Consider the following 21915-nt stretch of genomic DNA (forward strand, 5'->3'; position numbering starts at 1 on the left):
ATGTTATATCCCAAAAACCTCGAACAAAAAATTAATTTTCAGAAGATCAAAGAGCTGCTCAAGGAGGAATGTACTTCTCCTTTAGGGATGGAATATGTCGATAAAGTTTCTTTTTCTTCCGACTCTAGATTAGTACAGAAATTACTGGATCAGACAGATGAGTTTTTACAAATCTTGATTTCTGGAGAGCTTTTCCCTTCTTCCAACTTCACTAATCTGAATCCTTATCTTGAAAAGGCCAAATTGGAAGGAGCCTTCCTGGATCAGGATGAATTTCATGAAATCAAACTGTCCCTACAGACCTTACAGTCTTGTTTGAGGTTTTTTGCGAAGCATGGAGAGATTTATCCGGCACTCAGTCAGTTGTTGGGATTAGTTATAGATCTTGATTTGGGGCTGTTGAAAGCTATCGAGCTCGTAGTAGACGAAAAAGGTAAAATTAGGAGTAATGCCAGTAAGGAGCTACAGCTGATCAGGAATCAAATCATTTATGAGGAGGGCAGGTTAAGGAAAGTCATGGAGCGGATTTTCAAAGAGGCTCGCGCCAAAGGTCTGACTCCTGAGGATGCTTCGATTACCATTCGCTCAGGAAGATTGGTGATTCCAGTGGCTGCAGAAAACAAAAGGAAACTTCGGGGTTTTATCCACGATGAGTCCGCTACAGGTCAGACGGTATTCATGGAGCCTGAGGAAGCACTGGATATCAATAATGAAATCCGTGACCTAGAGTACATGGAGCGGCGAGAGATCATCAAAATCTTAACGAAGCTCACCGACCGGCTTCGGCCTTCTATACTTCTTCTTCGGAAAGCTACTAATTTTCTGGGTCTAATAGATTTTATCAGAGCTAAGGCCAAATTTGCATATAAAACTAACAGCGTTAGACCCGTTTTGGTCAAGGAGAGGGTGATTTCTTGGACTAAGGCCAAGCACCCCTTGCTGGAGTTGGCATTAAAAGCACAGGGTAAGGAGGTAATACCGCTCAGTATTGAACTAGGAGGTCAAAATAGACTGTTGGTTATCTCCGGACCTAATGCTGGCGGTAAATCCGTCACATTAAAGACTGTTGCCCTTCTTCAGTATATGCTTCAGTGTGGGATCTTGATTCCGGTCCATCCGGATTCAAAAAGCACCTTGTTTGATAATTTTTTCATCGATATTGGTGATGAGCAAAACTTGGAAAATGACTTGAGTACTTATTCCTCTCATTTGATGAGTATGAAATACTTTACTCAATTTGCAAATAAGAAAACCATCCTTTTCATAGATGAATTTGGGACAGGAACCGAGCCCCAATTTGGAGGGGCTATTGCAGAGTCTATCTTGCTGTCCCTTAACAAGGCAGGAGCTTTTGGAGTGGTGACTACCCATTATGGAAATCTCAAGCAGGTAGCGAGCAAAAATCAGGGCTTAGTCAATGGTGCCATGCGCTATGATGTCGAAAAACTAGAGCCTTTGTATCAATTGGAAATTGGTAAACCAGGCTCTTCTTTTGCCTTGGAGATCGCATCGAAAATCGGAATCTCAAATGAGATTTTAGGCTATGCCAAAGCTCAAATCGGAGAAGATAGAGTTAGGTATGATCGATTGTTGACCAAGCTGGAGAATGAAAAAAACCAATATGCCGAACTATTAAAAGAAGTTACCGATAAAGATAAACTGCTCAAAATCCGACTCAAAGAATACAACGAATTGAAAGAGTCGCTGGAGCAAACCAAAAAACGCTACATCCAAGAAGCCAAGCAAGAGGCTAAACAACTCCTAGACGAGACCAATAAACGCATAGAGTCCACTATCAGAGAGATCAAAGAAGGGAAAGCTGAAAAGGAAAAAACCCTTCTATTGAGAAAGGAACTTGAATCGTTTAAAGAAAAAGTCAAACCAGAAAAACAAGTAATCAAAGATCCAGAAGTTAAGGTATTGGGTGGGAAAATAGAAACAGGTGACTGGGTCAGATTGAAAGATAATGGCGCTATTGCTCAGGTATTGCAGCTAAAATCCAAAGAAGCTGACATCGCCATAGGAGAGTTGAAATCGACAGTGAAACTTAACAGGCTTGAAAAGATTTCGAATACTCAACTGAAAAAGGAACAAAAATCATCGAGTTCAAAAGGGGGATTCAGCACGACACAAAAAATGATGGATTTCTCATCCAATTTAGATCTTAGAGGAAAGAGAGGGGAAGAAGTGCTGCCTTTGATTCAGAATTTTGTCGATGAAGGCAATATGCTGGGATTGAAAGATCTTCGGATCGTACATGGAAAAGGGGACGGGATTCTCAGAGAGATTACCCGTAATTTATTGCGGACTATGCCACCGGTTAAAAAGGCAGAAGATGAACACGCGGACCGTGGAGGGGCTGGTGTAACACTGGTAACTTTGAAATAAAGAAAATCAGCAGCTCGTTTTTAGAGCTTACTTCTTTATTAGGTTGAAAATATAGCTTCCGGCAAGCGCAGCGCTTTGATTCATTCTTCCACTTGGTGCGGGGATATTAAATTCCAGCCGAAGGTTTTCGCCGGTAGCAGTGAAGGAAATTTCTCTTCCTGCAGCAGGACTTTGCCCTGTCAGGGTAAGCTTGTCAAAATTAGTCCCCGCAAAGCTCCAATTTCCAGAGTTATCAAAGAGGTCATTGTTGTTTCGAGTGGTGTAGGTTTTTGAAGAACCTGAGTTGAGAATGATCTCAAAATTTTGATAGAGATCGGTGACATCATTACCTCCCCTGCTGACTGAACCTCCATTAGCGATGGACCAACTCTGAGATCCTGAGCCTGTCAATGCTTCTATTGCTAATTCTTCGGGTGTTTTTTCTGGCGGTTGAGGATTAGGATTGTCATCACCGCATGCAAAAAAGCCTAGGGAAACGAAAGTGATCAAAACGATTTTAAACAATGCTGCTTTCATACTATTCTTATTGTACCAATAAAATTAAGAGTTGAATCCGAAGATCAAAGCATTCCTCTACTTATAATCTTCCAAGACAATTTTCTTTTCACAAAACTCAAATTCCCGGGGCTCATTGGAGCAGATGATCAGGATTTGGTTTTTTGAATAAGTACCAACCATTTCCAGATACCAAGCAATTCCTTTCTTGTCCAAATTCGACGTCGGTTCGTCCAAATATACCACGTTTGATTGAGAAAAAAGTGCGAGTCCTAATTTTAGCCTTTGCTTCATCCCTGAAGAAAATAATGCCACTTGTTTGGTTTTATGTGCTTCAAGGTAAAGGATTTCCGGAATCGATTCGATTTGGATTCCTTTTTTGGGACGTTTAAACTTGAAATGAAATTGAATAAGCTCTTGTAGGTTGAGTTCCTCAGGAAGCTCCATGTAGGGAGCTGATATTGTGATGTTTTTAAACCAATCTGACTCTGGGATCAGCTGATCGTCAATATGGTAGGAGATTTTACCCTGACTCAGCGGGATAGCTCCGGCTAGGCATTTTAACAGGGTGGATTTGCCAGATCCATTGCTTCCTGTAACAGCCATGGCAGTGCCCGAAGAAATCTCTAAGCTTAGATTTTTAAAAATCCATTCGTATTGAAATCGCTTAGAGGCTCCTTCTAGACTGATTTTCAGCATGATTAGTTAATGTAGCCTTTCATGACTCCACGCTCTGAAGAGCGGATAAAGTTCAAGATCTCATCTCGCTCTTTGGTAGCAGGTAGATTGACTTCGATTTCCTCGAGTGCTTTACTATTGTTGAGACTGTTGAGGAAAAGATAGCGGTAGACTTCCTGAATATGGGCAATAGTCTCACTTGTAAAGCCTCTTCTTCGAAGTCCTAGAGAGTTGACCCCTGCATAGGATAGCGGCTCCCGAGCAGCTTTGGTGAAAGGGGGGACATCTTTCCGAACCAGTGAACCACCGGAAATCATGGAATGCATGCCGATTTTCACAAATTGGTGAATCGCACTGCTTCCTCCGACTATGGCCCAATCATCAATAGAGACATGACCTGCTATCTGTACAGAATTGGCGATGATCACATTGCTACCAATGACACAATCGTGTGCCACGTGCACATAAGCCATCAGGAGACAATTGCTGCCTATGACAGTGGTCTGCTTGTCCACGGTCCCACGACTGATGGTGACACATTCGCGAATGGTAGTATTATCTCCGATGATGACGGTGGATTCTTCTCCTTGGAATTTTAGATCCTGTGGAATTCCAGCGATGACAGCACCGGGAAATACTTTACAGTTTTTTCCAATGTGTGCACCTGGAAAAATAGTGACATTAGGACCTATCCAAGAATTATCACCGATGGTCACATCTTTGTGGATCATGGTAAAAGGATCAATGGTGACATTGTTCCCGATTTTGGCTCCTGGATCGATGTGTGCTAATGGGCTTATCATGACTCTTTTCTAGTTATACTTGCAGTCATGACTGCTTCACAAACTAAGGTATTTCCTACATAGGCTTCTCCTCGCATTTTGGCGATACCTCTGCGGATCGGCGCCAAAAGCTCACATTTGAAAATCAAGGTGTCACCTGGGAGTACCATTTTTCTGAATTTGCAGCTTTCAATCCCCAAGAAGTAGGTCCAATAATTCTCTGGATCATCTACCGTGCTCAATACAAGTATCCCTCCAGTCTGCGCCATGGCTTCTACTTGGAGTACTCCAGGCATTACAGGGTTGGCGGGAAAATGACCCATAAAGAAGGGCTCATTCATCGTTACATTTTTGACTCCTGCTACCACAGTCTCATCCAAATAAATGATTTTATCTATCAACTGAAAAGGGTATCGGTGAGGAAGGATATTGCTGATCTGATTGATATCCATGACAGGAGGTAGCTTCGGGTCATAATGTGGAATGTGTGAAGCCCCTGCTTTTTCCATCGCTCTTTTTAGTTTTTTGGCAAAAGCCACATTGGCGGCATGTCCTGGCCTTGCGGCTAAGATTTGTGCTTTGAGTGGTCTACCGACCAAAGCTAGATCTCCTACAACGTCGAGAAGCTTGTGTCTTGCAGGCTCATTTCGATAACGAAGATCCACATTGTTTAGAATGCCTTCTTTCTTGACCTCTACCCGTTGCTTGTTAAACATTTTGGCCAGATTAGCGAGTTCTTTTTCTTCCACCACTCTGTCGACTACAACTATGGCATTATTAAGATCTCCCCCCTTGATGAGATTGGAGTTGTAAAGCATTTCTAGCTCGTGCAAAAAGCAAAAGGTTCGACAGGAAGCAATTTCGGATTTAAACTGCCCGATATCTGTAATGGAGGCATGCTGACTACCCAAAACCGGGGAATTATAATCTACCATTACAGTCACTCGGTAATTGTCGGTTGGAAGGGCTACCATTTCCACTTCTCTAGAAGGATCCTTGTATTGGATACTTTCTTGTACTTCAAAAAATCTTCTGAGTGCATTTTGTTCTTCAAAGCCAGCATCCTCAAGCACTTCAATAAACTGAATGGAAGATCCGTCCATGATGGGCGGCTCGGGTCCATCTAGCTGGATCAAAACATTGTCAACTTCCATTCCTACTAAAGCAGCCAAAACATGCTCTACGGTGTAGACTCGCGCGCCATTTTGCTCTAGGGTAGTACCTCTTGAGACATCCACTACCAAGTCACAGTCAGCGTCCACTGTTGGATTTCCTTCTAGATCGATCCTTTGAAATTTGATTCCGTGATTTGGGGGCGCAGGCAAAAAAGTCATATTGGAAATAACTCCAGTGTGGAGTCCTACTCCAGATAGTTCTACCTGCTTCTTTATCGTATGTTGTTTTACTTTCATTTCTTTTTCAGCCTTTTGACTTGCATTGGGGCGCAAAATTAAGGCTTTTTTTCCAGTTCTCTGATTCGATTTTCCAGACGCTCCAAGTTTTTGAAGATAGAATAGGACTTCAGGAAGCTTTTCATTTCCATCCCCATATAGCCTAAGAGGGTTTCTCCCGACTTTTTGATGGATTTGCTAATGCCGGTATTCGCCCCTATTGTGGTTTGATCGGCGATTTTGATATGACCTACAATTCCTGCTTTCCCAGCAATGATGCAGTTTTTACCGATTTCTGTAGATCCAGAAATACCAGCTTGAGCTGCAATCACAGTATTCTCTCCAATGATCACATTGTGAGCAATTTGTACTTGATTATCTATTTTCGCTCCTTTTTTGATGATGGTTGACCCCATCGTAGCACAATCTATGGTGGTATTTGCTCCTATACTCACCTGATCTTCGATGATGACATTTCCCAGTTGAGGAATTGCCTTATAGGTACCGTCTTCCTGTGGAGCAAAGCCAAAACCATCTGAGCCAATCACAGCTCCCGGAAGAATCTCGCAGTTTGCGCCCACCTGAGTGTCTGCGCAGATCTTTGCTCCGGCGTGGATAATGGTATTGTCTCCGATTTTGACTCGATCTCCTATGTAAACTTGTGGATGGATTTTTACATTTTGACCCAGGCTACAGTTTTTCCCAATATAAGAAAAAGCTCCTCTGTAAGCATTAGAACCAATACTGCTACTTTCGTCAATAAAAGAGGGTTGCTCTACGCCTACCAAAGCAGCCTTGTTGAATTCTGCATAGGCCTCTAATAATTGGGTAAAGCCCAAGTAGGGGTCTTTGACACGAATTAAGCTCGTCGAAATGGATTTACTGGGCCTAAATTCCTCAGAAACGATTACTGCAGATGCTGCCGTCTGATAGAGATAGGGCTCATATTTTTCGTTGGCCAAAAAACTAATCCCTCCGGGCTGTCCTTCTTGGATTTTGTCCAGGCGAGATACTTTAAGGTCTGGATTTCCTTCTACCTTACCTTTCAAAAGTGATGCGATTTGTCCTATGGTGAATTCCATATTTTCTCTGATGGATTTAGGAGTTTAAATTTAGGCTTTTGGCTTTACATACATAATGTTTCTCTACGATTTTACTCATCACTTTGATGTTCGGTAGATCAGCAGCCTGAGCCACATCGATTACTTTTCCTTTTTTGGTCAAAATATTTATCCGATCCTTGATGAGGTAGCCGTAGTTACTTACGGTGCCGCTAGAAAAGAAATAGGATAGATCCTCCTTTGGGATGCCTAGTTTCTTTTGAGTCTTGAGTTGGAGTTGGGAAATCTCCTCTAGGGTAGGTTTTTCGTTGCTGAGTGTGATTTTAAATAGGTTTCTGGTGAGAAACATTTGAGAAATATTTCTCAGCACGTAGTCATCATGTCTTTTCCAAAGTTTGATAGCTCCCCATATATCGAGGTCATCCAACTCCAAGAAAATACGGAGTAGTTCCGGTTTTCTTTTAAAATCATCTAAACTTAGCTCATGAGAAAGTAAATAATCAAATTCTTCTGAGATCATAAACTCTTGGCCAGATTGCTTCAGGAATTTTGCTCTGGAGATCAGGTTGATCAGCATTTTCTCTGCGCTGACAGTGGTTTTATGCAAGTAAACCTGCCAATACATCAATCTTCTGGCGCTTAAAAAGTTTTCGATGGAGTAGATCCCCTTTTCTTCAATGACCACTTGATCATTTTTGACATCCATCATTTTAATGATTCTGTCGGCACCGATTGTTCCTTCTGAGACTCCTGTAAAAAAGCAATCTCTTTGTAAATAATCCAATCTATCTATGTCTAGCTGACTAGAAACCAATTGAAAGAAAAATTTTCTTTCGTATTGATTCTTAAAGATTCTTAAAGCTAGACTTAGCTTGCCACTAAATTCCTCATTTAGGAGTTCTATAGTTAACAAGGATAAGCTCTCGTGTGGAACTGCCTGGAGCAAACTGTACTCCAAAGCGTGGGAAAAAGGCCCATGACCAACATCGTGTAGCAGAATAGCTATTAGCGCTGCTTCATATTCTGCATCGCTGATTTCTGTCCCTTTGTTTCTGAGATTGTCCAAGGTGATGCTCATCAAGTGCATAGCACCGATAGCATGGTGAAATCGAGTATGGTGAGCACCAGGATAAACAAAGTCAGTCAAACCTAGCTGCTTGATTCGGCGTAATCTCTGAAAGTAAGGATGATCTATAATGGCAAAAATCAATTCACTTGGAATAGTGATGAAACCATAGACGGGGTCGTTCAGTATTTTCTGGCTTTTCAATGAAGGCCTATTTTTGTTTACCCAAAAGTAATTATAATTTTAAAAGAAACGGAAAACCCTATGTCTCAAAAATCCAAGATACTCTGGGCAGATGATGAAATCGATCTGCTAAAGCCCCATATTCTTTTCCTCGAGCAAAAGGGATACGATATCACCACAGTCAACTCCGGTGTAGACGCCATAGAAGAAGTGGAGTCTCATAATTTTGATGTGATTTTTCTGGACGAAATGATGCCGGGAATGACCGGCCTCGAAACGCTGCAGCAAATAAAACAAATCAAGCCTCAGATCCCTGTGGTGATGATCACCAAAAGTGAAGAGGAGCATATCATGAATGATGCGATTGGGGGTAAGATTGCAGATTATTTGATCAAGCCACTCAATCCCAGTCAAATATGGCTTTCGGTCAAAAAAATTCTTCAAAACAAGCAGCTCATAGAAGAAAAAACCACCCTCAACTACCAGCAAGAATTTATGCAGATCAGTATGGCTTTTGGGGATGCAGTGGACCACGAAGACTGGGCTAGTATCTACAAAAAACTGATCTATTGGGAGCTGCAGATCGATGATACAGAAAATAAAAGCATGCAGGAAGTATTAGAAACACAAAAAGTGGAGGCTAATTCTTCTTTTGCACGCTTTGTCAAAGAGAACTATTTGGACTGGATGGAGGAGCGAAACCAAGAAAAGCCACTCCTATCCAATCAAGTCATGAAAAAGAAAGTATTTCCTAAGTTAAAAGAAGGGAAACCTCTGTTTTTTATAGTCATTGATAATTTGCGTTATGATCAGTGGGAAGAAATAGAACCCTTGATCAGCCCCTATTTTAATATTCAGGAAAAGGAAACCTATTTCAGTATTCTTCCGACCACTACTGCCTTTGCACGAAACGCGCTTTTCAGTGGAATGATGCCTTCTGATATGGCTAGGTTTTATCCCAACCTCTGGGAAGATGAAGATTCTGACGAGGGAAAAAATAATTTTGAGCAGGATTGGTTGAAGATTAATCTTGAAAAAAATCGGATTCCTTATCGTTTCTCTTATTCCAAAATTATTCAAACCCAGCAAGGAAAAGCTGTCTTGGATCAGTTTCATTCCATGATGCAAAACGAGCTGAATGTCTTGGTGTATAATTTTGTCGATATGGTTTCCCATGCGCGCACTGACATGAAAATGATCAGAGAATTAGCTCCGGACGAATCAGCTTATCGCTCCTTGACCAAAAGTTGGTTTGAACATTCTAGTCTGTTTGACCTGTTAAAGAAAATCCATCAGTCAGATGCGGAAGTTATAATCACTACGGATCATGGCACCAAGCGAGTGAACAAGCCTTATCGGATCATTGGGGATAAAAATGTCACTACCAATCTTCGCTATAAGCAGGGCAGAAACTTAAACTTCGAGCCCGGAAAGGTTTTTGAAATCAGGAAACCCGAAGAAGCAAAACTGCCTAAATTAAACGTCTCTTCTTCCTATGTTTTTGCGGTGGAGGATTATTTCTTTGCCTATCCCAATAATTACAATTACTATGTCAACTACTACAAGGACACTTTTCAGCATGGAGGTGTATCTTTGGAGGAAATGATCGTGCCGATCGTTTATCTTACTTCAAAATAAACCAAACAATACATTGATTGAAAAAGAGTATTTGCTGGGAGATTTACCCTCTTTGTCAGAGGAGTTATTATCGGTAGCTGGCAAAGAGAGAATTTGGATATTTCAAGGTCAAATGGGTGCAGGCAAAACCACAATGATCAAAGCTATTTGTGATCATCTGCAAGTGGTGGATCCAGTAAGTAGCCCCACATTTGGTATCGTCAATCATTATGAAACTGCCCAAGGACAGACGCTTTATCATTTTGATTTTTACAGAATGGAGGATCCGATGGAGGCCTTGGACATTGGTGTGGAGGAGTATTTTCATAGTGGGAATTATTGCTTGATAGAATGGGCAGAGAATCTTGGTGGCTTTATTCCAGAGCAATTTTTTCTGATTAAATTGGAAGTTCTTTCAGAAGACAAAAGAAAAATCACCTACCAACACATCGATTATGCCCACTGAACTCAAAGAATTTACCGCTGTAGGATTGATTCCTAAAGAGTCTCCACTCCAATCCAAAAAAGGGGGGAAGCATCTTCTCATTGGGATGCCCAAGGAGAAATCTTCAGAGGAAAAGCGGATAGTTTTGACTCCAGAAGCGGTAGGATTACTTACCAATAATGGATTGAGGGTAATTGTAGAAACTGGTGCGGGGCTACAGGCTCAGTTTACAGATCAGGACTATTCGGATGCCGGGGCAAAGGTGGTTTACACGGCAAAGGAGGCCTTGGAGGCTGAGATAGTATTAAAAGTAGACGCTCCCAGCATAGAGGAGATTGAGCAAATGAAACCCGGTTCCTGTCTGATATCAGCATTGCAGGTCGGTAGACAGTCCAAGGAATACATAGAGGCCTTGAATGCCAAGAAAATCACCGCTTTGGCTTATGAATATTTAGAAGATAAGGTGGGAGGGATGCCCGTAGTTAGGGCGATGTCAGAAATTGCCGGCAGTACAGTGATGCTGATCGCTTCAGAATATTTATCTAGTGTCAACGAGGGTAAAGGTTTGATCATGGGGGGAGTGACAGGAGTACCACCTACTCAAGTGGTCATCATAGGAGCAGGAACCGTCGCAGAATATGCGGCAAGGACTGCTTTAGGCCTTGGAGCAAATATCAAAGTATTCGATAATCATATCTACAAACTCAGAAGGCTGAAGCAGTTGCTAGGCCAACAAATTTATACCTCAACCATTGATAACCTGACCTTGAGTCAGGCCCTGTCTGAAGCAGATGTGGTGATTGGTGCCTTAAGGGCTGAGAAGGGGAGAAATAAAATCGTCATTTCTGAGGAAATGGTAGCAAACATGATGCATGGAAGTATCATTATCGATGTCTCCATAGATCAAGGAGGATGTATAGAGACGGCAAAGATGACCTCCCACAGCAATCCTACTTATAAAATGCATGACATCATCCATTATTGTGTGCCAAATATCGCCTCTAGGGTAGCAAGGACTGCATCTTATTCTCTAAGCAATATTTTCACCCCGATAATTTTGCAGATGGCAGACTTGGGTGGATCTGAAGAGATGATATTTAATTACCGATGGTTTCTGCGTGCGGTATATACTTATCGAGGTAGCCTTACTCATGCCTACCTAGCCAAGAAATTCAATCTCAACCACAAAGAACTTCAGCTTTTATTAGCGGCGAGGTATTGATTAGGAAAGAAGGTTTTGTCTAAGTAAAAACTCAAGCTGATCATTAGCTTTGATCAGCGCCTGGGTCAGTCGCTCATTTTCGCGGCGAAGCGTATAGATTTCGAAGGCATTTTTTATGACAGTACGTAAATAATCTTCCTCCCAAGGCTTGGTCAAGTAATGGTAAACTTGCCCCTTGTTAATTGCATCTATAACCGCTTGGATATCTGTATATCCTGTCAAAAGCACCCGGATTGGATTAGGGTGAATCGGTATGATTGACTCAAGAAATTCTACCCCAGTCTTTTCAGGCATCCGCTGATCAGTGATGATGATATCGATGTCTTCTTGTGCGAGAATATCCTCTCCCTCCTTGGCCGAAATCGCTAGAAAAATTTTGTAATCTCTTCTAAAAGTAGCCTTAAACGCCTGAAGATTGTTTTCTTCATCATCGACGTATAGAATTTTTATTTTTTCTTCTGTCTTCGTTTCCATTCTAGATTAGGCCAATAAATTGTAAAAACTACCCTAAATAATCGCTTTTTTTACGTAAAAACAAACTATTTCTTTTAGAGGTACTGATAATAGTGGACAAATTTATATCAATAAACGATAAAATAATTACTAAAATTATTTGAGTTATAAAATCAAAAACTAACTTTACAAGGCTTATCACCATGTTGCAGTTAAAAAATCATGCTTAAAACACCCCAACTTGATCGTCAAGGTCAAGCATATCCAGTTTTTTTCTACCCTTCAGAAGCAGAAGATGCAGTTGCTCTAAATGAATTAAGAAGCAATCCTCAGATAAGGGTAGTGGACGAAATAAGAAGTCAGGTAGCAGATTTGATTAAAGCCAAAAACCCTTCAAAATCCTACCAAACAGAAGAGCTAAAACAAGCTGTAAAGGAATTTTTTGAAGACATAGATGAAGATGAATACGGCGCTTGGGTATATTACCCATGGAAACTAACCTTGGTTCATCTCTTGGGTCGAGAGGATTTTATAAGGGTAAGGACGTCAAGAAATAACTATAAAATAACGCCTGAAGAGCAAGAAATTCTAGCTTCCAAAAAAATAGGAATTGTGGGTTTGTCGGTGGGGCAAAGTATTGCTTATGCGATAGCTCTGGAGCGTGGAGCAGGTCTTTTGCGATTGGCTGACTTTGATACTTTGGAACTTAGCAATCTCAATCGCCTCAAAGCGGGAGTGACCAGTTTGGGCTTGGAAAAAGTAGTGATTGCAGCTAGGGAAATTAGTGAGATTGACCCTTACCTCCGACTGGAGCTGTACAGAGAAGGAGTAAATGAGGAGAATATTGAAGATTTTTTAAGTAAAGACGGCAAGCTTGATTTGCTTATCGACGAGTGCGACAGCCTTGATATCAAAGTACTGCTTCGACAGCGAGCAAGAAGTCAGGGAATTCCGGTCATGATGGATACTTCGGATCGAGGGATGTTAGACATAGAGCGTTTTGACCTGGAGCCAGACAGACCTGTGTTTCATGGATTACTGGGGAATATTGATTTAAGTTCTCTGAAGGGACTTTCCAACGCTCAGAAGGTAGGTACGGGCTTGAAGATCACAGGAACAGACACACTTTCCCCTAGAATGAAAGCATCTCTACTCGAGGTGGGACAGACGATTAGTAGCTGGCCACAGTTGGCTTCGGCAGTTTACCTCGGTGGGGCATCTGTTGCGCATGTGGGCAGGAAGTTGCTTTTGGGCGAGGAAGTGAAATCGGGCCGATTTTATGTCGACTTGGATGAGATTGTCAATATAGATGCGCCTGTAGAGCTTGTTTCAGCAGCAGTTAGCTCCGTTTCCAGTGATGAATTAAAAGATAAAATTCCGCAGAATATCCTGCCTTCAGGCTATTTGTTGACGAAAGAGGAGTTGGAAGATTTGATTGCATTTGCAAATCTCGCCCCATCAGGGGGGAATATTCAGCCTTGGATTTGGGTTTTTGATCAGCGTGGAGTTTTACATTTGTTGCATGACCAAAAGCGTAGCCATTCATTGTTGGATTTTTTAGGTACTGGGTCTTTGATCGCCTTTGGGGCGGCTTTGGAAAATATCCGTCTCTATGCTGCAGATAAGGGCCTTGAAATAGAAGTGATTAATCACCTAAGTGAATTTGAGCAGGAGCCTGTAGCAAGTATTCGCTTTACTTCCAAACAAAATTCAGCCATTGAGCTTCCTTATTCAGACTTGGTCGATGGAGTAAAACTTCGGTGCACCAACAGAAAAAATGCTAAAAAAATAGCCTTGGATAGAAAAGTCCTTGATGAAATGGAGGAAATGGCCGAGGCCGAGCAAATGGTATTGGAATACATCGAGTCAGAGGAAGACTTAGAAAAGCTATCTAAAGTGATCGGGGGAATGGACCGGATGAGGCTATTTCATGAGCAAGGCTTGAAGGATTTCATAGGCGAGGTAAGGTGGACCGAGAAAGAGGCCAAAGAAACAGGCGACGGTATAGATATCGCTACTTTGGAATTGTCTGGTACAGAGCGTGCAGCGATGGGACTTTTGAAAGACCCGCGGACCGTTAGGTTTTTTAGGAAATTTCTGATGGGATTTGGATTGACAAAAATTTCACATGAGACCCTGATGAGTTCCTCGGCGATTTTCCTTCTACAGGCCAAGGATTTCACTCCGCAGTCCTATTTGAAGGCGGGACAAGTTCTCCAACGAATGTGGATCAAAGCCAATATGCAAGGGCTGAGTTTTCAGCCTGTGACAGCTGCGATGTTTATATTTCATAAGTTAGCGAGAGATCCAAATCATGGATTTAGTCAAGAAGAGGTGGGTATGATAGAGAAATACAAAAAAGAATTCAATACCTTGTTCAATATGAACCTCGAAAACCAAGAAATATTTATGTTTAGGTTGAATTTGGCGGGAGAGCCCACAATGCGCTCCTATCGACGAGATGTAAGTGATACTTTATTTGTTTTATGATTCTATGTTTAAACTGATTGCATTCAAGGCGATAGATGACCCCGAGAGATGTCAAAAGTTTATCGATGGGCATCGTCAAGTTTTAGAAAGTATAGGCGTTAAAAAGGTCACTTCAGCTAATGACTCCTGGACAGAAAACCCAGATGTAATCGTTGTTATTGTCGAGTCAGACGAGGATGGTTTGATTTATGGAGGAGCACGAATTCACAAAGCAAATGACCGTTTCCCACTTCCTATGGTGGAAGCAATAGAGGATCTAGACGAATCCATAAAAGAAGTAATCAGTAAAGATCTAGATGCCGGAACAGGTGAAATTTGTGGTTTGTGGAATTCACGTAAAATAACAGGTATGGGGATCGGTGCGATTTTTATGTCTAAAGCCTGTTTAGCACTGACTCCAAAGCTTGGACTTTCTTCTTTATATGCTCTGTTTGCACCTACTACTGTTAAATTGGGGCTTGAGATGGGATACGAGATATTGACTCAGGTCGGTAATAATGGTACTTTTTACTATCCCAAGTTAGATTTAATAGCCACTGCAATGAAGTTACATGACGCTGTCGGTCTACCCAGAATGGCAGATGATATTAGATCGTCAATTTTTGAAATCAGAGATAACCAAAGACTTATCATACAAGAAAACTACCGAGGTAGAGATGTTACACTAGAATATACTTCTTATATAGAATGAAATTCAAGAATTTGTTTTTCCTTGCCCTCATCTTATCATTATTTTCCTGTGTAAAAGAGGAAAGTGATTTTGAATTTATTGGGTGGTTACCAAGTACAGAAGCAACAAAAAGCATAAATGACCTTTTGAATATTCCGGAGGGTGAATTGAATCGTGTTGAAGAGGATTTTTTGTCTCTTGGCTATTCCAATAGTGCCTTTTGGATTAAGCTTCGTGCAAAAGTTGATGTTTCGGAATTTGATGGTGCCTATTTGTCATTTGCTAATCCAATGCTTAATGAAATTGACGTTTATAATGAGCAGGGTCAACTGATTCAGAAGGTAGGCCGATTGAATTTTAGGCAGTCAGATTATAATACTTTTTTCAATCAAATTAATGTCTCTGATCAATCGGGAAGAACTTTTTATGTACGCGTAAAAAGCTTTGGAAACAATAACATTCCGATTAAGATTGTGGAAAAGTCAAATTCAGGACTTTCTCTAGACGAAAGAAATGTTCTTTTCGGTTTGTATTTCGGGATTGTGATCGCCATGTTCTTTTACAATCTCTTTCTGTGGGTTTCTACCAAGGATAGTATTTACGGACTTTACATAAGCTACATTTTCTTTGTAGGTATGACTCAAGGCATTCTAGGGGGATATGTTGATTCCTATCTTTGGCCGGAGAATACATTCTTAAGGCAGTATAGTTTCTACCTCAGTACCGTTTTGGTCAATATTGTGGGGATTTATTATTCTCTTAAGTTCTTAAACATTAAATCATTTAACAGAAAAATCTTCAAACTTGGCCAAGTTATCATTGCCATTTATTTCCTTATACTTTTTGCTTTTTTGGTTGATTTAGGAATTGGACAATTTAAGTTTAGACTACTCCAGATATTTTTAGGCATAGTACCTATCTTTTTGATTTCCATTTCAATTTATTCTCTGAGAAAAGGGTATCGTCCCGCTAAATTCTTCCTGATTTCATGGTTTTTGTTGATTTGTAGCATGGTCATTTTTCTATTGAGTGACTTAAATATTCTGCCTCATAATTTTATAACCAATTATATTTTCACATTTGGTTCAGCTTTCGAGGCGCTACTCCTTTCCTTCGCCTTGGCTGATAAAATCAATATCCTCAAAAAGGAAAAGGAAGCAGAGCAAATGGAGCGTCTGCGGGTGTTGAAAGAAAATGAATCTTTGATCAAAGAGCAAAATAATCTTCTTGAGGAGAAAGTAAGACTTCGAACAGATGAGTTGGAGCAAGCACTAAGAAATCTGCAAAATACGCAAAGCCAATTGGTGAGTCAGGAAAAAATGGCCTCTTTGGGCCAATTGACAGCCGGCATAGCCCATGAAATTAATAATCCGATCAACTTTGTGAGCTCCAATATCACACCACTCAAGCGGGATGTGGCTGATATCATGGAAGTGATTGAGTTTTATAGAGAAACTGCCAATACTGAATTTACGCCCGATTCGATCAAAAAAGCCAAACAGCTTGAGGAGGATTTGGAACTTGACTATGTATTGGAAGAAGTGGATCAGCTACTCAAAGGAATGGAAGAGGGGGCTAAACGTACAGTGGAGATTGTAAAAGGACTCCGACTGTTTTCCCGAGTAGATGAGCAAGACATTAAAAAGGTTGATTTGCATGATGGGATAAACAGTACTTTGATCCTTTTGAACAGTTCTATTCCTGGAAAAATCCGAATCGTCAGGGAGTTTGGTGAGCTTCCTATGGTCGAATGTCTTGCAGGGAAAATCAATCAAGTCTTTATGAATATTATCAACAATGCCGTCCATGCATTGAGCGATCATATGGATGAAGTCAACGATCCTAAAATCGAAATAAGGACCAAGTCTCTCGGAGAGACCGTCGTAGTGGAGATAGATGATAATGGTCCAGGAATGCCGGAGCATGTAAGGCAGCGAATTTTTGAACCTTTTTTCACTACTAAGTCTGTAGGAAGGGGCACAGGTTTGGGGCTTTCAATAGTTTATTCTATTATTGAGAATCACAAAGGCACACTAGAGGTGGAAACTGAAGTGGGCAAGGGAACTACTTTTATCATAACGCTACCTATTTATCAAAGTACATCCAAGTATGAATAGTAATATCCATGTACTCTATATTGATGATGAGGATAATAATCTCAAGTCATTTCGGGCCACTTTAAGAAAGGATTTTAAAATTTTTACCGCTATAGATGCCGAACAAGGCCTGAAAATAGCTCAAGAAGAAGATTTCCATGTCGTGATCGCAGATCAGCGTATGCCTGGAATGACGGGGACAGAATTTTTTGAAAAACTCATCGAGATCAATCCGGACCCGATTCGTATTTTGCTGACAGGCTACTCGGATATTGCAAGTGTAATCGATGCGATCAATAAAGGGGAAGTTTATCGATTTATTGACAAGCCTTGGAATATCGAACAGATCAAAAACTCCATTAAAAATGCAGCGGATATTTTCTTTATGCGGCAGGAGTTGAAAGAAAAAAATGTCAGGCTTAAAAAGTTACATACTGAAATGAATCAGTTTGTCTACAGCCTTTCTCATGAGTTGAGAGGTCCCCTGATGAGTATTTCCGGGGTATCTAAACTCGCCAAAATGGAAGTGGCTGACCCTCAGATCTTGGAGTATTTTGACATGATCGACACTGCTACGACTAAGTTGGATGACTTTATCTACAAAATGCTCGATTTTTATCGCTCTACCAAGATCGACCATAAAGTAACCGAAATCAATTTTGCCGACGTGGTCAATCAACAAATGGAAGCTTACAGAGCAAAATTTGATTTGAGTCACTTTCATATCGAAACACAAGTCAATCAAGAAGTTCCTTTCTTCTGTGATGACTCAAAAATCAGGGTGATATTGAATAATCTTTTTAGCAATTCGGTGCAGTTTCAAAAGCACGAACCCGGCGAAAAACGAATTGCCATCACCGTAGACGTAAGAGAAGATGAAGCCACGATACTGCTTGAAGACAATGGTATCGGTATAGAAGACCGGCATCACCCGGAGGTTTTTAACCTTTTTACCCGTGCTACTCAAAAAAATGTAGGCACAGGCCTTGGGCTATATATGGTCAAAGAAGCCGTGGAGCAGCTGGGGGGCACCATCACCCTTGAGTCTATCCTCCATGTAGGGACTACCTTTAGAGTAATTCTTCCTAGTCTAAAATAGGGTTTAGGCTGGGGATTTTTAAAGGAAAGCGTATCTTTGCAGCCTAACTTTTTATTAACAAAAGCGAAAAATTATGATTAATCCTTGGCATGATGTCCAAATAGGTAAAGGAGCCCCAGAAGTAGTCATGGGCGTAGTGGAAATTCCCAAAGGAAGTAAAGGAAAGTATGAATTGCATAAAAAAACCGGAATGCTTATGCTGGACCGCGTTTTATTCTCTGCGGTGCACTATCCTGCCAATTATGGATTTATTCCCCAGACCTTCTGCGAGGATCATGATCCCTTGGATATTTTGATTATTTCTCAGATTGATATCCCTTCCATGTGCTTGGTAGAGGCCAAAGTGATCGGCGTGATGCGGATGGTCGATGGAGGTGAAGCAGATGATAAAATCATCGCTGTGGCAGCAGGTGACCAATCAGTAAACTACATCAATGACATCGACGAACTTCCACCACACCTGATGAAGGAAGTTCACCGATTCTTCGAAGACTACAAAAAGTTGGAAAACAAAGAAGTCAAAGTAGAAGACTTTCTTGGAAAAGATGAGGCAGTTCGAATCATCAACGAGAGTATAGCGCTCTACGACAAAAACTTCCGAAACCAACGCTAAAATCAAAGCCTGAGCAATCAGGCTTTTTTGTTTTTCACCTCTTTTTTGGCTGCTTTTTTCCTAAGGTATTTGACTAGGTCGCTATAAGCTTCGTGCTCATGATTGGACACGCTGATGGACTGCTGATCGGAGAAGGCTACGGTTAGTTGACGGAATTCTTTTTTGTTGGCTAGAATCACCTCCTCCTCCCAGACTAAAATGTCGGCAATGGGGTAAGCTTTTTGATAACCACGCAGCGGAAGTTTGACAATAATCTGATCTCGACCTGCAGTAATAAATCGAAATCCCGCCAGCATTTTCACCAAAAGCATCAGCAATACCAAGGTGATGATAGAAGCCGCCACCAAGTAAAACCAAAGTCCAAAACTTCCGGTATAAGCAAAGTCTCTCAGAATGAATACCAAGCCAGCCAGCAGGGCGATTACAATCAGTCCTAGTGAGAAATAAGTGGAGCCTTTGGGTTTAATGACGACCATGTGCGTTTTTGATTTCTTGAAGTTTTGCGAATGCAAAAGTCTCCAAATCCTTGAAAAAAGCGAAGAAAATTACTTGAAATTGAGGTTCGTATTCCAATAGCGCCAAATGGGCTTCTTCCATTTTGGACTCGAATTTGGTGCGCTTGGACATTCCCGTCAGTGATCGCCGGATGCCTTCTATCTCTCCATAGTGGAGCAGCCAATTGTCCCTTTTCATGAAGGAGTACATATAGGCAAATCGCTCAGGGAATATATCTGAAAACTGATCCAATGCTGCGTAGGTATCTTGTATAAACTCCGGAAGGGATCGGCTGGAAAATTCCTCCCAGTTTTGGATGAGAAAATAGTCGAAAAACACATCTGTGATGACTGTAGCGTAATGACCAAATTTCTTGCGCAGATAAGATTGTCCAGCTTTGACCAAAGGATGAGAATCTGTGAAATAATCTATTTCCCGATGAAGCAAAATCCCCAACATGATCTCATCTTCGAAATCATTGATCTGTTTTCCTTTCACAAAATCCGCAATAAAATTCCCCACGAGGATTTTTTCCTGTCCAAAAGATAAAAAGGCATGCGCGAGAAAATTCATGAGCGGTTTTGGTACAAAAACACAAGGGCTTTTGATTAGTTTCGTTCCCAAATTACACATTGATGGACAAAGTCACCGAGGAATTAAAAAAAGGACTGAAACTTTTGAAGCAGGAGTGGCAAGAGGACCTAGCCCAATACAAAAAAAAGTTTTTGAATACTTCTCTGGCGGATAAGAAAAAAGAAGGAATTACCTGGCACCCCATTCAGGTCAAAAAAACCAAAATTGGAATGGGAGAGCGACTTTTGGTAGAAATAGAAAAGTTGGATCAAAGCCAGAACTCTAGTTTTCACTCGGGTAAATCAGTCGCTTTTTTCTCTACTCAAGACGGCTATGCCTCTTCCGAAAACCGAGTGAATGGTGTGATCAATCAAGTAAAAAAGGACAGCATGATTGTCACGCTTCAGGCGGATGAACTCCCGGACTGGATGGATAGCAGCCGATTGGGGGTGGATTTGCTCTTTGATGAAGCAAGCTATCGAGAGATGGAATTTGCTTTGAAAAAAGTGATTTCTCCAGAAAATCAACGACTCAAAGAGCTCAGAGAAATTCTGATTGGAGATCGAGCTGCAGCATTTAGTGATCTGTCAAGGAGGGCGTCTGAGCACCTGAATTTTTCCCAAAATCAAGCTTGCCAAAAAATCGCCAATGCAAAGGATGTAGCAATTATCCATGGACCTCCGGGAACCGGAAAAACCACTACCTTGATCAGAGCTATTTCGGAGGCTACTGATAAAGGATTATCCGTTTTGGTTTGTGCGCCAAGTAATGCCGCGGTGGATTTATTGGTAGAAAAATTGACGGATTCAGGGATTTCAACTTTACGATTGGGACATCCGGCCAGAGTGGAGGAGAAGATTCTCAATCAGACTCTAGATGCTAAAACAGCCAATCATGAGTCTTACCGAGACCTGAAAAAGCTTCGAAAAGACATCAATCAGTACCTCAAATTGGCTAAGCAATACAAGCGAAATTTTGGACCTGAGGAGCGTCGGCAGCGGAAATTACTCTTTGACGAAGTAGGCAGAATTCGGGAGGCGGCCAAGCATTTGGAGGAGTATATTTCCTTCGATATTTTTCAAAAGACGCAGGTCTTTGCCAGCACCTTGGTCGGAGCTTCTTCTCATCACTTGAGAGGGATGACCTTCGATGTGGTATTTATTGATGAGGCAGCTCAGGGATTGGAAGCGGCAACTTGGATTCCAATCCTGAAGGCTAAAAAGGTGGTTTTTGCTGGTGATCACTTACAACTTCCGCCAACGATCAAATCCTTCGAGGCTGCAAAAGAAGGTTTAGCGATTACTTTGATGGAAAAGGTCATTCAGAGAAAGCCTCTAGTAGCAGAACTGCTGCAGATGCAATACCGCATGAAAGCCGAAATCATGGGATTTTCCAATGAATATTTCTACGGTGGTAAATTGCTAGCTGCAGAAAATACCAAGCAGCATTTCTTTGAAGATGAATCCATATTAGAATGGATTGATACCGCCGGTGCAGGCTATACTGATCGGCAGGAGGAGGAAAGTCTGAGCACATTTAATCCTGAGGAAGCTTTATTCGCTTGTAAGTATTTGAATGAACTGATCAAGCGGATCGGTATTTCGAAATTCAAGGAAAACGGCTGGACTATCGGTTTGATTGCGCCTTATTCAGCACAGGTGAGACATCTGCGTTCCTTGATTTTTGAGAGCTTTGATTTTCCCAACCTTAAGGCTTTTGCTGACCTGATTACCATCGATACCGTAGATGGATTTCAGGGGCAAGAGCGAGACTTGATGCTGATTTCCCTGACTCGATCCAATGAGCGTGGAGAGATCGGTTTTTTGGCAGATGAACGAAGGATGAATGTGGCTATTACCCGAGCCAAAAGGAAGCTAGTTTTAATCGGAGATAGCAGTACATTGGCTGTCAATCCCTTTTTTGATTCCTTGCTAGGGTATTTTGAAGAAAAGGGAGGTTATCGAAGCGTGTGGGAGTTTTTGGTGAATTGATTTTGGCAGGCTAATCACGACTTAAGGGTTGTGTGTAAATCTTTTCATTAAAAAATTGGACTAATCATTTTTTTTTAATATTTGGAAACTAAATTTAATTTTAATCT

Annotated in this window: 19 protein-coding genes; 10 read left to right on the forward strand and 9 right to left on the reverse strand. The window is 41.3% G+C overall.

Annotated elements, in window-relative coordinates; all coding sequences use genetic code 11:
• Entirely contained in the window at positions 1–2388 is a 2388-nt protein-coding gene (locus BLQ57_RS10475) for an endonuclease MutS2 (RefSeq protein WP_087939232.1), read from the forward strand.
• A gap of 27 nt (positions 2389–2415) precedes the next feature.
• Here the strand turns inward: BLQ57_RS10475 and BLQ57_RS10480 are convergent, their stop codons facing one another.
• From BLQ57_RS10480 to BLQ57_RS10505, 6 genes are read right to left on the reverse strand one after another with little or no spacing between them, the layout of a single operon-like run.
• Positions 2416–2904, reverse strand: a complete 489-nt coding sequence (locus BLQ57_RS10480) for a hypothetical protein (protein ID WP_087939233.1) — start codon at positions 2902–2904, stop codon at positions 2416–2418.
• A 57-nt stretch (positions 2905–2961) separates the two neighbouring features.
• A complete protein-coding gene (locus BLQ57_RS10485; protein ID WP_087939234.1) occupies positions 2962–3582 on the reverse strand; it encodes an ABC transporter ATP-binding protein in 621 nt (206 codons plus the stop codon).
• Between the two features lie 2 nt (positions 3583–3584).
• Entirely contained in the window at positions 3585–4364 is a 780-nt protein-coding gene (lpxA, locus tag BLQ57_RS10490; RefSeq protein ID WP_087939235.1) for an acyl-ACP--UDP-N-acetylglucosamine O-acyltransferase, read from the reverse strand.
• Positions 4361–5755: a bifunctional UDP-3-O-[3-hydroxymyristoyl] N-acetylglucosamine deacetylase/3-hydroxyacyl-ACP dehydratase gene (locus BLQ57_RS10495; RefSeq protein WP_087939236.1), complete on the reverse strand. Its 1395-nt coding sequence runs from the start codon at positions 5753–5755 to the stop codon at positions 4361–4363. Before BLQ57_RS10495 ends, lpxA begins: the two co-directional genes overlap by 4 nt.
• Positions 5756–5793: 38 nt before the next feature.
• Positions 5794–6816, reverse strand: a complete 1023-nt coding sequence (gene lpxD / locus BLQ57_RS10500; RefSeq protein WP_087939237.1) for a UDP-3-O-(3-hydroxymyristoyl)glucosamine N-acyltransferase — start codon at positions 6814–6816, stop codon at positions 5794–5796.
• 16 nt (positions 6817–6832) lie between these two features.
• Positions 6833–8065: an HD domain-containing protein gene (locus BLQ57_RS10505; RefSeq protein ID WP_087939238.1), complete on the reverse strand. Its 1233-nt coding sequence runs from the start codon at positions 8063–8065 to the stop codon at positions 6833–6835.
• 60 nt (positions 8066–8125) lie between these two features.
• Between BLQ57_RS10505 and porX the strand changes: the two genes are divergently transcribed.
• The 3 genes from porX to BLQ57_RS10520 are packed head-to-tail and all read left to right on the forward strand — an operon-like array spanning position 8126 to position 11328.
• The gene (gene porX / locus BLQ57_RS10510) at positions 8126–9682 is read left to right on the forward strand and encodes a T9SS response regulator signal transducer PorX (RefSeq protein ID WP_087939239.1); all 1557 of its coding nucleotides are present in this window, start codon (positions 8126–8128) and stop codon (positions 9680–9682) included.
• Between the two features lie 13 nt (positions 9683–9695).
• On the forward strand, positions 9696–10127 hold the full coding sequence (gene tsaE / locus BLQ57_RS10515) for a tRNA (adenosine(37)-N6)-threonylcarbamoyltransferase complex ATPase subunit type 1 TsaE (protein ID WP_317042223.1): 432 nt from the start codon (positions 9696–9698) through the stop codon (positions 10125–10127).
• Entirely contained in the window at positions 10117–11328 is a 1212-nt protein-coding gene (locus tag BLQ57_RS10520; RefSeq protein WP_087939240.1) for an alanine dehydrogenase, read from the forward strand. The genes tsaE and BLQ57_RS10520 overlap by 11 nt, the downstream gene beginning before the upstream one ends.
• On the opposite strand, the gene BLQ57_RS10525 is transcribed toward BLQ57_RS10520, so the two are convergent.
• Complete coding sequence (locus BLQ57_RS10525) at positions 11329–11802, reverse strand: response regulator (protein ID WP_087939241.1); 474 nt, start codon at positions 11800–11802, stop codon at positions 11329–11331.
• 201 nt (positions 11803–12003) lie between these two features.
• Between BLQ57_RS10525 and BLQ57_RS10530 the strand changes: the two genes are divergently transcribed.
• The 5 genes from BLQ57_RS10530 (at position 12004) to BLQ57_RS10550 (ending at position 18749) form a co-directional block, all read left to right on the forward strand.
• Entirely contained in the window at positions 12004–14271 is a 2268-nt protein-coding gene (locus BLQ57_RS10530; RefSeq protein WP_087939242.1) for an Rv1355c family protein, read from the forward strand.
• Between the two features lie 4 nt (positions 14272–14275).
• Positions 14276–14962 carry a hypothetical protein gene (locus tag BLQ57_RS10535; RefSeq protein ID WP_087939243.1) on the forward strand — a complete coding sequence of 229 codons (687 nt, stop codon included), beginning with the start codon at positions 14276–14278 and terminating at the stop codon, positions 14960–14962.
• The gene (locus BLQ57_RS10540) at positions 14959–17058 is read left to right on the forward strand and encodes a sensor histidine kinase (protein WP_087939244.1); all 2100 of its coding nucleotides are present in this window, start codon (positions 14959–14961) and stop codon (positions 17056–17058) included. The genes BLQ57_RS10535 and BLQ57_RS10540 overlap by 4 nt, the downstream gene beginning before the upstream one ends.
• Positions 17051–18136, forward strand: coding sequence for a hybrid sensor histidine kinase/response regulator (locus tag BLQ57_RS10545; protein ID WP_087939245.1), 1086 nt, complete (start codon positions 17051–17053; stop codon positions 18134–18136). The genes BLQ57_RS10540 and BLQ57_RS10545 overlap by 8 nt, the downstream gene beginning before the upstream one ends.
• Before the next feature lie 73 nt (positions 18137–18209).
• A complete protein-coding gene (locus tag BLQ57_RS10550; RefSeq protein ID WP_087939246.1) occupies positions 18210–18749 on the forward strand; it encodes an inorganic diphosphatase in 540 nt (179 codons plus the stop codon).
• A 17-nt stretch (positions 18750–18766) separates the two neighbouring features.
• Here BLQ57_RS10550 and BLQ57_RS10555 read toward each other — a convergent pair whose 3' ends face one another.
• Positions 18767–19225, reverse strand: coding sequence for a hypothetical protein (locus BLQ57_RS10555; protein ID WP_087939247.1), 459 nt, complete (start codon positions 19223–19225; stop codon positions 18767–18769).
• Complete coding sequence (locus BLQ57_RS10560) at positions 19212–19817, reverse strand: acyl carrier protein phosphodiesterase (RefSeq protein WP_087939298.1); 606 nt, start codon at positions 19815–19817, stop codon at positions 19212–19214. Before BLQ57_RS10560 ends, BLQ57_RS10555 begins: the two co-directional genes overlap by 14 nt.
• A gap of 62 nt (positions 19818–19879) precedes the next feature.
• Here BLQ57_RS10560 and BLQ57_RS10565 point away from each other — a divergent pair, with 62 nt between their 5' ends.
• Complete coding sequence (locus BLQ57_RS10565) at positions 19880–21808, forward strand: AAA domain-containing protein (protein ID WP_087939248.1); 1929 nt, start codon at positions 19880–19882, stop codon at positions 21806–21808.
• Positions 21809–21915 lie beyond the last annotated feature (107 nt).

Origin of the sequence: Algoriphagus faecimaris, from assembly GCF_900101705.1 — a bacterium.
In the GTDB taxonomy this organism is placed as follows: domain Bacteria; phylum Bacteroidota; class Bacteroidia; order Cytophagales; family Cyclobacteriaceae; genus Algoriphagus; species Algoriphagus faecimaris.